This window comes from Neisseria sp., assembly GCF_030523955.1.
Lineage (GTDB): Bacteria > Pseudomonadota > Gammaproteobacteria > Burkholderiales > Neisseriaceae > Neisseria.
This window is the reverse complement of the sequence record NZ_JAUNHL010000081.1, coordinates 1-10,874: the sequence shown is the minus strand read 5'-3', so window position 1 is coordinate 10,874 and position 10,874 is coordinate 1. Positions and strand designations below refer to the sequence as shown.

Below are 10,874 nucleotides of genomic sequence, written 5' to 3'. Positions count from 1 at the left end.
CTCTGAATTCTTTAGGGGGAATTTAGAGGAGTTTTGGTTTTTTTGCAAAGGTCTCTGCCTGTCTGAAAACCATTACAGTTTTCAGACAGGCATTTTTTATCAAACACAAACGATTAAGGCCGATTCGCTCTTTTCCATGCCAGAATAAACTCTAGGCAAAAAAGACGGGGATTAAAACCCGTACAAGTATAGTGGCTTAAATTCGGGAATAGTACAGCGTTACCTCGCCTTGCCCTATTCTGAATTTAAGCCACTATATTATCCGCGGCGCCAAACCGTACCGTTGGCACCGTCTTCCAGCAAAATATTCTCGGCTGTCAGCAAATCCCGGATACGGTCGGATTCCGCCCAGTTTTTTGCCGCCCGGGCCTGTTTGCGCTGCTCGATTAATGCGTCGATTTCTTCGTTGCTCAAACCGCCTTCCGCCTGCCCGCCTTGCATAAATTCTTGCGGGTCGCGCTGCAACAGGCCGATGATGCCGGCCAAGGCTTTCAGGCAGCCGGCCAATTCGGCGCTGTTGGTGCGGTTGACTTCATTGGCCAGTTCAAACAAAACCGCCACGGCTTCTACGGTGGCAAAATCATCATCCATCGCAGCATAGAAGCGGCGGGTATATTCGTTGGCATCCTCGCTCAAGGCAAACTCAGCCGGCGGGGTATTTTTCAAGGCGGTATAAAGACGGGTGAGCGCGCCTTTGGCATCGTCCAAATGGGCGTCGGAATAATTTAGCGGGCTGCGGTAGTGCGCACGCAGAATAAAGAAGCGCACCACTTCCGGGTCGTACACTTTCAAAATATCGCGGATGGTGAAGAAATTGCCCAGCGATTTCGACATTTTTTCGCCGTCCACGCGGATAAAACCGTTGTGCAGCCAATATTTAACATGGCTCTCAATCTGTTTGCCCTCGTGGTTGTGGCCGCAATGTCCGCCGTGTGCTCCGCAGCTTTGGGCGATTTCGTTTTCATGGTGCGGGAACTGCAAATCGGCACCGCCGCCGTGAATATCGAAGGTGTCGCCGAACAGCTCTTCGCTCATCGCCGAACATTCGATGTGCCAGCCCGGGCGGCCTTTGCCCCACGGGCTTTCCCAAAAATCGGCTTCGTTGGGCTTGGCGGCTTTCCACAACACGAAATCGAGCGGATCACGCTTGAAGCCGTCCACTTCCACCCGCTCGCCGGCGCGCAAATCATCCAGCGACTTACCGGAAAGCTGGCCATAGGCGGCAAACTCGCGCACGGCGTAGTAAACATCGCCGTTTTCAGCGGGGTACGCCTTACCGTTGGCAATCAGCCGCTCAATCATATGGATCATCTGGCCGACGTGTTCGGTGGCTTTAGGCTCGACATCCGGGCGCAACACGCCCAGGGCATCGGCATCTTCGTGCATTGCCTGAATAAAACGCGCGGTTAATTCGCCGATGGTCTCGCCGTTTTCGGCGGCGCGGGCAATGATTTTGTCGTCGATATCGGTGATGTTGCGCACATAAGTGAGCGGATAACCGTGTGCACGCAACCAGCGCGCAATCATATCGAATACCACCATCACCCGGCCGTGGCCGAGGTGGCAGTAGTCGTATACGGTCATGCCGCAAACGTACATACGCACGTTTTGCGGGTCGATGGGGGAAAACGGTTCTTTTTGTCGGGTTAAGGTGTTATAGATATTCAACATGGTTGAGCCTTGGTTGGTATGGAAATATTATTGTCTTTGTCTGTACGGCCGGATTAGAAACGGTACCATCCGCTTATCAAAAATGGTAAGGCTTGCGAAGTAAGACATGATCCGATAGCCGTACATCAGAAAAGCTGCCTGTTCAGAAATATCGGCAGCCTTATTCGGTTTACACCAAATCCTTGCGATACTGAAGCATACCAGTCTGCCGTGCCAGCCGGTTATATAAGCCCTGAGCGGTATGATTTTCTGGTGCAGTGACCCAATACACACGGTTACAACCTCTCTCTCCGGCCGCTGCATAGACCGCCTCAATCAGCCGCCGCGCAACGCCTTGCCGGCGGAAGGCCGGATCGGTAAACAAATCCTCCAGATAACAGCAATCGGTCAAATTCCAGGTGTTCGGATGGATAACGATATGTGCGAAGCCGGCCAAATGGCCCGCTTCGTCAAAAGCACCCAACGCCTGCATATCCGGCCGCCCGGTAAGCCGCCGCCAAGTTTGCTGCGTCACCTCGTCAGCCAGCTTCGTCTGGTAAAACTCTAAATAAGCCTGCCACAGAAGCAACCATTGTACATAATCATCCTCATGTAGCGTACGGATGCTGATATTCATATGCCGTTTTACTCCGGAAACTTTTCAGACAGGCATTATTCGGCTTTAAACACCGAAGTATCGGTTTTCGGCTGCTCGACCGCCACTTCAGCCGCGGCCTGTTGGGCGGCTTCCGCTTCGGCAGCCAAGCGTTTCTTCTCAATCAGATATTGGTTGATTTGGTGCACCAGATCTTGCGTGCCTTCATGGGTAAGCGCGCTGATTTTAAACAGGCGCGGCGTTTGCATGTCGAAGCCGAAACGGTCGTCCGGCGCCGGATAATCCCAACCGATTTCGGCCAGAAATTCAGCGGCACGGCTTTCTGCTTCTTCGGGCGAGAGCATATCGAGTTTGTTCAACACCAGCCAGCGCGGTTTGCCGTACAGCTCTTCATCGTATTTGCGCAATTCGTTGATAATCGCCAAGGCTTCGCCGGCCGGGCTGACCGCTTCGTCGAACGGCGCCAAATCCACCACATGCAAGAGCAAACCAGTGCGCGACAGGTGGCGCAAAAAGCGGTGGCCGAGTCCGGCACCTTCGGCGGCGCCTTCGATCAGGCCGGGAATATCGGCCATCACAAAACTGTGGTTCTCATCCATCCGCACCACGCCGAGATTGGGATGCAGCGTGGTAAACGGGTAATCCGCCACTTTCGGGCGCGCGGCGGAAACCGCGCGGATCAGGGTGGATTTGCCGGCATTGGGCATGCCGAGCAAACCGACGTCGGCCAGCACTTTCAACTCCAGAATCAGGTTTTTCGCCTCACCCTCTTCGCCCGGCGTAGCCTGCTTGGGCGCGCGGTTCACCGAAGATTTGAAATGGATGTTGCCCAAGCCGCCTTTGCCGCCTTTGGCCAAACAGACTTTCTGGCCGTGATGGGTTAAATCGGCGACGATTTCATCGGTATCGGCATCGCGGATGAGGGTACCGACCGGCATATGCAGTACGATATCATCGGCACCGGCACCGTAGCGGTCGGAACCGTGGCCTTTCTCACCATTTTTCGCTTGGTAACGTTTAACGAAGCGGTATTCGACCAAAGTGTTCAGGTTTTCGTCGGCCATCGCCCACACGCTGCCGCCCTTGCCGCCGTCGCCGCCGTCGGGGCCGCCGCGTGGCACGAATTTCTCGCGGCGGAAGCTGGCCGCGCCGTTGCCGCCTTTGCCGGCCACCACTTCGATTTTTGCTTCGTCGATAAATTTCATAGTTTTCTCAATAAATAAAGCATGTGCACAATCTGTCCATTCGTTCCGATATTATGATGCGGTACGCTTTGCGCATGCCGGTGCCAATGCCTGTCTGAAATAATGCAAATTTAATTATAAATGATATAGCGTTTATCCGCTGGAAATATTGTCCCGCCGTTCCGGCAGCGGCAGCCCTTCTGGTGCTGACGAAACGGTTTTCAGACAGGCATCCTCAATCGTCAGGCTTCGTCATCGCGCCAGACCGTTTTTTTACACAACCCGGGCGATAAGAAAAATCCGCCTGCCGTTTGGGCGGCAGACGGATTTTACACAGATACCATTACACTTTAGCGGCAGCGGCTACTTCGGCAGCGTAATCCACTTCTTTCTTCTCGATACCGTCACCCACTTTGTAGCGCACGAAGCTGATCACTTCGGCACCGTTCTCTTTCAAGAACTGGGCAACAGTTTGGTCCGGATTCATCACGAACGCTTGGCCGTTCAGAGTGATTTCGGCCAAGAATTTCTTGATGCGGCCTTCCACCATTTTGGCGGCGATGTCAGCCGGCTTGCCGGATTCGATGGCTTGCTGGGTGTAGATGTGGCGCTCTTTTTCCACAGTTTCGGCATCTACTTCGGCTTCAGACACGCATTGCGGTTTGGCCGCAACGATGTGCATACCCACTTTGCGCGCTACGTCTTCGGCGCCTTTGAATTCAACCAACACGCCTTCGGTCGCCAGCGCGCCGTGGATGTAGGCGGTCAGGCTGTTAGCGGTTTCGATAACTTGGAAGCGGCGGACAGACATGTTCTCGCCCAATTTGGCGATAATGGCTTTGCGCTCTTCTTCCACCAAAGCGCTCAGCTCTTCGATGCTGGCCGGTTTTTTCTCGGCGGCGGTTTTGGCTACGGAATTGGCGAAAGCAACGAAGCCGGCATCTTTGGCTACGAAGTCGGTTTCGCAGTTCACTTCCACCAATGCGCCCACATTACCTTCGATGGCATAAGCCAACACGCCTTCGGCAGCGGTACGGCCCGCCAGTTTGCCGGCTTTGGCGCCGGATTTGATGCGCAGGATTTCTTCGGCTTTTTCCATGTCGCCTTCGGCTTCTACCAAAGCTTTTTTACATTCCATCATGCCCAAGCCGGTAGCGGCACGCAGGTCGGCAACCATTTTCGCAGTAATTTCTGCCATTTTTATCTCCAGATTTCAATATGTTCGTTTCGAACACGGCAAGTGCCGTGCTCAGTATGAATGGACGGCCGCATCATGCGGCCAGATATGAAAAGGGGCGCTTGCCGCCCCTTTCGCGATACCGTTTTATTCAGCAGCAGCTGCTTCTTGAGCGGCGGCTACGGTTTCGGCAACGGCTTGGTTTTTGCCTTCCAACACCGCATCGGCGATGCCGCGGCAATACAGGCGGATGGCTTTGGCCGAATCGTCATTACCCGGGATAACGTGTTTCACGCCCTCGGGGCTGTTGTTGGTATCGACTACGGCAATCACCGGAATACCCAGTTTGGCAGCTTCGACCAGTGTACCGTGCTGATAGCCGGTATCGATAACGAAAATCGCGTCGGGCAGGCCTTTCATGTTTTTGATGCCGCCCAAAGAGCGTTCCAGTTTTTCCACTTCGCGGGTCATGTCCAACAATTCTTTTTTGTTGAAACCGCTGGCATCGGCGTTTTCCAATACGGCGGCTTTTTCTTCCAAGCGTTTGATGGATTGTTTTACGGTTTTGTAGTTGGTCAGCATGCCGCCCAACCAACGGTGGTCAACGAAAGGCATACCGGCACGGGTGGCTTCTTCGCGGATGATTTCGCGGGCTTGGCGTTTGGTGCCGACGAACAATACGGTACCTTTGTTTGCAACCAAACGGCGTACCACTTCTTGAGCCTCATGGAACAGCGGCAGGGTTTTTTCCAGGTTGATGATGTGGATTTTGTTGCGCGCGCCGAAAATGTATTGTTCCATTTTCGGGTTCCAGTAACGGGTTTGGTGACCGAAGTGAACGCCTGCTTCCAGCATTTGGCGCATGGTAATTTGAGACATGGATATTCCTTAAATAAAGGGTTATTGCAAACATCCGCGCACAGAACCTGATTCAGGCACCCTTCGGCGCGATGCGAGCGTTGAAAATAAAAATAAAAGCTTTCATAACGAAAGCCGCGAAATTATATAGAAATTTCCTTACTCTGGCAAGGAGGCGCGTTTTTGTTGCCGCATGGCTTTCATCCGCTTGTTGCGTTTACGGACGATGGCCACCCAAAAAGCAAACGCGGTGGGCAGGATGGTGAACACCGTCAGATAAATCAGCATGCGCGCCCAACCCGGCTGGGCAACGGAAAACATCAGCGTCACAAAAACGTAACCGATGAGGATGATGTGCCACATATTTTCTTCTTTTCTTCCGCAAGATTTTTCAGACAGGCATTATATAACCGATACGGTAATGTGTTCACCCATAAAACCCATCCGACCGTTTGTCGCCCGCAAAGTAGCACTTTAGCGCTTATTTCACTATAATTTGCGCTTTCCCCACCTTCATGTAACGAATGGATTCCTTATGGCAGACTTTAACCAAATCCTCGATGCCGGCGATGTAGACGGCGGTATCATCAATGTAGTCATCGAAATTCCCGCCGGCTCCAACCACAAAATCGAATGGAACCGCAAACTGGCGGCAATGCAACTGGACCGCGTCGAGCCGCTGGCTTTTGCCAAACCGACCAACTACGGCTTCATCCCGCAAACGCTGGACGAAGACGGCGACGAATTGGACGCGCTGATCATCACCGAAACCCCGCTGCCGACCGGTATTTTCATGGAAGCCAAGGTGATCGGCGTGATGAAATTCGTTGACGACGGCGAAGTGGACGACAAAGTAGTCGTGGTTCCGGCCGACGACCGCAACAACGGCAATGCCTACAACACCCTGGCCGATTTGCCGCAACAATTAATTAAACAGATCGAATTCCACTTCAACCACTATAAAGACCTGAAAAAACCGGGTACTACCCAAGTCACCAAGTGGGGCGACATCGAAGAAGCCAAAGAAGTGATCCGCGAATCGCAAGAGCGCTGGAAAAAACAATAAAGCGCAAGGATTTGCTATGATGCCTGTCTGAACATGTTTTCAGACAGGCATTTTGAAACCTTTGCAAAACCCACAGATGTGGATGCAGTTCAAGGCGTAGCAGCGCAGCGAGCGCAGACATAACATAGAGTTAGGCAAGCGAGCGAGCAGCACACAACGCAGAAATGCGCCGCAGATGGGGGTTTTGCAAAGGTCTCATTTTGTTTGCTTATTACCCGAGGAAGACAGCGACCATGACCGATTCTTGCGATGCCGAACTCAAACACCGGCTGCGCCGCCAATTCCGCCGCGCACGCATGCAACTGCCGATCAGCGAGCGCCGGCGTGCGGAAACCCGCATCAACCGCCGCTTGAAAAGCCTGCTCAAACGCGGCCGCAGAATCGCGTTTTACTGGCCGGTGGGCAGCGAATTGCGGCTGGATGCGCTGATGCAGGCCGCACTGGCCCGCGGCACCCATGTTTACCTGCCTTATATCGAAGCGGGCAAACGGCGACTATGGTTCACCCGTTACCGGCCCGATGCCCGCCGCGAGCGCCGGCGTGCCGGGCGACTGGATATTCCGCAGTTTAAAGGCCAAAAAGTGCGGATGGAAAAACTCGATTGCGTGCTGCTGCCTTTGGTGGCCGCCGACAGACAGGGCTACCGGTTGGGGCAAGGCGGCGGTTTTTATGATGCTTCGCTGGCGCATTGCCGCTTTTCCCTGCCGAAAAAAATCGGCGTCGGCTTTGCCTGCCAGCTGGCCGATACCTTACCGCACGAGCCGCACGACAAACCGCTGGACGCTTTTGTGTGCGAACAGGCTTGGCTGACCTTTAAGCGGCGCTATAGCGGATAGAGACCTTTGCAAAACCCACAGATGTGGATGCAGTTCAAGGCGTAGCAGCGCAGCGAGCGCAGACATAACATAGAGTTAGGCAAGCGAGCGAGCAGCACACAACGCAGAAATGCGCCGCAGATGGGGGTTTTGCAAAGGTCTCGGATAAACTTAATTTTCGCGAAAGCTCTGCTGCGCCTAGCCGGAATACTGTCGATTCAGGCCGCTGAAATACGCAATGCCTGTCTGAAAGTTTTTTTCAGACAGGCATTGCGTATTTTGGAATCATGCCAAGAGATCAATTCAAATACAGCATCGGGTTCACCGCTTTGCCGTTCACCCGCACTTCGAAATGCAGTTTGGTGCTGTCGGTATCGCTGCTGCCCATCGTCGCAATCTGCTGGCCGGCGCGCACCGTTTGGTCTTTGCTGACCAATAACTTATCGTTGTGCGCATAAGCGGTGAGCATGCCGCCGCTATGGCTGATCAGCACCAGATTGCCGTAACCGCGCACGCCGTTGCCGGCATACAGCACTTTGCCGTCGGCCGCCGCTTTAATCGGCGTCCCCGGTGCACCGGCGATGTCTATGCCTTTATTACTGACGCCGTCATAAGGTTTGCTGACCGTATGGTTATCCAGCGGCCACTGCAAAGCCATGCGGTTCACCGGCCTCACTTCGCCGGCGCTGCTGCTGCGCGGTGCGGAAACGGTGCGCTCGCCGGCATTGGGCCGCACGCGCAACACCTGGCCGACTTCGATTTGGGTCGGATCGCTCAGGTTGTTCCAACGCGCAAGCGTAGCGGCGCTTTGATTGAAACGCAAGCCGATGCGGTAGAGGTTGTCGCCCGCCTGTACGCGGTAATGCCCCTCCGGCACCGGGCCGGTGGTATGGGAGGTGCCGGCACACGCGGCCAGCAACAAAGCGGCCACTACGGCGCCGCCTGTTGAGATTCGGGAAGCTAATTTTTTCATGGCCGTAAGGATAGCAATATCCGCCGGCAATGTTTTTGCTTTAACTTTTTTTTACTGCTTTGCCTCAACAATATGCCAACCGTTTGACAACAGGTATTCAAATGAGGATACGGCCGAAAATATTCAAACGTTTTAAAAAAACGAGACTTTTGCAAAAATCTTTCTTAAATCCTGACAATATTTGTATCCGTCATACTCGGGTTTGGCGCAGATCTTTGAAGCAGTTTGGCAAAGCTTTCCGTGCTATTAAGAAGCGGCAAACACCCTACCAATTCAGGCTCCGTTCGCCCCCGCCGAATGCCTCCCAACTAAAAAGTTTCTTGAAATTAAACCCTTTTGCCATTATGTTAACGGCTCAACAAAAAGGAATCTGCTCATGCAATATTTCGGTATCGGTTTTTTGGTGCTGTTGTTTTTGGAAATCATGTCCATCGTGTGGGTGGCCGACTGGCTCGGCGGCGGCATCGCTTTGTTGCTGATGATCGCCAGCTTCGCCATCGGCGTGTTTATGTTGCGCCGCATCGGCTTGGCCGGTGTATTGATGGCGGGCAGTACGCTGCGCGGCGGCGGGGTGTCGCTTTATCAATTATTGTGGCCGATCCGCTACACCGTAGCCGGTATGCTGCTGATCAGCCCTGGCTTTGTGTCTACGCTGATTGCGGCTGTATTGTTGCTGCCGATTAAGGGCGGCCCTACCGTTTCCACCTCCGGCGGGCATGCCAAACCGTTTAACGCCGATTTTGAAAACGATGCCGGTGGTTTTAGCCACACCGCCGGCCGCACGCGCATTCACCGTAACGACGACATCATCGAGGGCGAATATACGGTTACCGACAGCCCGGAGAATGAAAAGCACAACCGTTAATCCGCGCCATCCGCCCTAAAAAAGCCTGTCTGAAACCTTTCAGACAGGCTTTTTTTTTCGCGGATTCAATTACTTCGATACAAGGCAGCAAGCCGCAGAAGGATATTTTGCAAAGGTCTCAACCTTTTTACATTGACGCCCCGCTCCGCCCTTGCTAAGGTGAAGCCGAGTCTTCAGCGTGAAGCCATACAGGAGAAACCCCATGTCCCTCACCATCACCCATCTGCCCGAAAAACAGCGCTTCGAACACCAGCAAAACGGCATGGTGGCGCACCTTGATTACCAAATCAAAAACGAGCACACCCTGATTTTCCACCACACCTTCGTACCGCCACAGCTGGAAGGCCGCGGCATTGCCTCCGCCCTCACCCGCCAAGCGCTTGATTATGCACGCGAACACGGCAAAAAAGTGATTCCCGCCTGTTCGTATGTTGCGGTTTGGATAAAACGCCACCCCGAATACAGCGATTTAACCGCCTGAAGCACCATGCTCGAATTCATCGGTATTCATAAAGCATTCGGCAGCAAAACCGTGGCCGATAACATCAATCTCAGCGTGACTAACGGCACGCTCTTGGCGATACTCGGTGCTTCCGGCTGCGGCAAATCCACCCTGCTCAACATCGCCGCCGGGCTGGTCGAACCCGACAGCGGCGAAGTGTATCTGCACGGCATACTGCTCAATCCGCTGCCGCCGGAAAAGCGCCGCATCGCCCTGATGTTCCAAGATTTCGCCCTGCTACCGCATCTGAACGCCTGGCAAAACGTCGCCTTCCCGCTCAAAATGCAGGGCGTATCCGGCGGCGAAGCCCGAAAACGCGCATCCGCCATGCTTGCCGAAGTCGGCCTCGCCGGCGAACAGGAACGCCGCACCCAAGCCCTATCCGGCGGCGAACAGCAGCGGGTGGCGTTGGCCCGCGCGCTGGTGGCCGAGCCGCGCCTGCTGTTGCTCGACGAAGCCTTCTCCAGCCTCGATACCGGCCTGCGCCAAAGCCTGCGCCGGCAAACACTGGCCCACATCCGCCATTTGGACATCCCCGCCATTCTGGTTACCCACGACCCCGAAGAAGCCTTCCAACTGGCCGACCGCATCGCACTGATGGATAACGGCCGTATCCTCCAGCACGGCCGCCCCGCCGACCTGCTCGCCCGCCCCGCCGGCCGCCAAGCCGCAAGGCTTTTGGGCTGTCTCAACGTACGCGACGACCACTACGTCCCGCAAAACGCACTGCTGCCCGGCAGCGGCGAGGATTGCGCAATCGACGAAGTCATCCGCTTGGCTGATTCCTGCCGCATCCGTCTCACCCACTCGCAACACGGCAAGCTGCTGCTCAACCTCGACTGGCCGCACGCCATGCGGCTGGGCGACGCACTGCACAGCGGCGGCACGCTTAAACTGGCCGTTGATGACGCGCAAATCGTCCGTTTCCCGTAAAAACCTTAATACAGATTTGTAAAATGCCTGTCTGAAATAGTTTTCAGACAGGCATTTATATAGTCGATTCATTTATATATAGCGAAAGTTAAGTTAATTCGCTACACCTACCATGATGCGCTTGAAAGCCTGTTTCCGCTTCATGCAGGAACTCAACTGCTTTGCTCATTTTCCTTATGTTTTATAGTCAATTAAAATAAGAACTCCGTAGCAATGCAGTCATAAAATCTCCCAC

Annotated in this window: 12 protein-coding genes and 2 pseudogenes; 5 read left to right on the top strand and 9 right to left on the bottom strand. The window is 54.2% G+C overall.

Annotated features, from left to right (window positions below; translation table 11 throughout):
• Positions 1 to 258 precede the first annotated feature (258 nt).
• The 6 genes from cysS to Q4C79_RS12330 all read right to left on the bottom strand — a co-directional run bounded on the left by cysS (position 259) and on the right by Q4C79_RS12330 (position 5,848).
• Entirely contained in the window at positions 259 to 1,671 is a 1,413-nt protein-coding gene (gene cysS, locus Q4C79_RS12355; protein WP_303091323.1) for a cysteine--tRNA ligase, read from the bottom strand.
• 169 nt (positions 1,672 to 1,840) lie between these two features.
• The gene (locus tag Q4C79_RS12350; RefSeq protein ID WP_303091322.1) at positions 1,841 to 2,287 is read right to left on the bottom strand and encodes a GNAT family N-acetyltransferase; all 447 of its coding nucleotides are present in this window, start codon (positions 2,285 to 2,287) and stop codon (positions 1,841 to 1,843) included.
• A gap of 35 nt (positions 2,288 to 2,322) precedes the next feature.
• Positions 2,323 to 3,471, bottom strand: a complete 1,149-nt coding sequence (gene obgE, locus Q4C79_RS12345) for a GTPase ObgE (protein WP_303091321.1) — start codon at positions 3,469 to 3,471, stop codon at positions 2,323 to 2,325.
• A gap of 322 nt (positions 3,472 to 3,793) precedes the next feature.
• The gene (gene tsf / locus Q4C79_RS12340) at positions 3,794 to 4,648 is read right to left on the bottom strand and encodes a translation elongation factor Ts (protein ID WP_303091320.1); all 855 of its coding nucleotides are present in this window, start codon (positions 4,646 to 4,648) and stop codon (positions 3,794 to 3,796) included.
• 126 nt (positions 4,649 to 4,774) lie between these two features.
• The gene (gene rpsB, locus Q4C79_RS12335; RefSeq protein ID WP_303091319.1) at positions 4,775 to 5,506 is read right to left on the bottom strand and encodes a 30S ribosomal protein S2; all 732 of its coding nucleotides are present in this window, start codon (positions 5,504 to 5,506) and stop codon (positions 4,775 to 4,777) included.
• Between the two features lie 138 nt (positions 5,507 to 5,644).
• Entirely contained in the window at positions 5,645 to 5,848 is a 204-nt protein-coding gene (locus Q4C79_RS12330) for a hypothetical protein (protein ID WP_303091318.1), read from the bottom strand.
• A 172-nt stretch (positions 5,849 to 6,020) separates the two neighbouring features.
• On the opposite strand from Q4C79_RS12330, the gene Q4C79_RS12325 reads away from it, so the two are divergent.
• On the top strand, positions 6,021 to 6,551 hold the full coding sequence (locus tag Q4C79_RS12325) for an inorganic diphosphatase (protein ID WP_303091317.1): 531 nt from the start codon (positions 6,021 to 6,023) through the stop codon (positions 6,549 to 6,551).
• Positions 6,552 to 6,603: 52 nt separating this feature from the next.
• Here Q4C79_RS12325 and Q4C79_RS12320 read toward each other — a convergent pair.
• A pseudogene (locus Q4C79_RS12320) lies at positions 6,604 to 6,741 on the bottom strand (lipoprotein signal peptidase); the annotation flags it as partial.
• 43 nt (positions 6,742 to 6,784) lie between these two features.
• Here Q4C79_RS12320 and Q4C79_RS12315 point away from each other — a divergent pair.
• The gene (locus tag Q4C79_RS12315; RefSeq protein WP_303091316.1) at positions 6,785 to 7,387 is read left to right on the top strand and encodes a 5-formyltetrahydrofolate cyclo-ligase; all 603 of its coding nucleotides are present in this window, start codon (positions 6,785 to 6,787) and stop codon (positions 7,385 to 7,387) included.
• Here Q4C79_RS12315 and Q4C79_RS13235 read toward each other — a convergent pair.
• Both Q4C79_RS13235 and Q4C79_RS12305 read right to left on the bottom strand, forming a co-directional pair.
• Positions 7,388 to 7,522: pseudogene (locus tag Q4C79_RS13235) on the bottom strand (lipoprotein signal peptidase); the annotation flags it as partial. It lies immediately after the preceding gene.
• Between the two features lie 142 nt (positions 7,523 to 7,664).
• Complete coding sequence (locus Q4C79_RS12305) at positions 7,665 to 8,339, bottom strand: peptidoglycan DD-metalloendopeptidase family protein (protein WP_303091315.1); 675 nt, start codon at positions 8,337 to 8,339, stop codon at positions 7,665 to 7,667.
• A gap of 376 nt (positions 8,340 to 8,715) precedes the next feature.
• Here Q4C79_RS12305 and Q4C79_RS12300 point away from each other — a divergent pair, with 376 nt between their 5' ends.
• The 3 genes from Q4C79_RS12300 to Q4C79_RS12290 all read left to right on the top strand — a co-directional run bounded on the left by Q4C79_RS12300 (position 8,716) and on the right by Q4C79_RS12290 (position 10,639).
• On the top strand, positions 8,716 to 9,204 hold the full coding sequence (locus Q4C79_RS12300) for an FxsA family protein (protein ID WP_303091314.1): 489 nt from the start codon (positions 8,716 to 8,718) through the stop codon (positions 9,202 to 9,204).
• A 202-nt stretch (positions 9,205 to 9,406) separates the two neighbouring features.
• Complete coding sequence (locus Q4C79_RS12295) at positions 9,407 to 9,685, top strand: GNAT family N-acetyltransferase (protein ID WP_303091313.1); 279 nt, start codon at positions 9,407 to 9,409, stop codon at positions 9,683 to 9,685.
• 6 nt (positions 9,686 to 9,691) lie between these two features.
• A complete protein-coding gene (locus Q4C79_RS12290) occupies positions 9,692 to 10,639 on the top strand; it encodes an ABC transporter ATP-binding protein (RefSeq protein WP_303091312.1) in 948 nt (315 codons plus the stop codon).
• Positions 10,640 to 10,874: the final 235 nt, after the last annotated feature.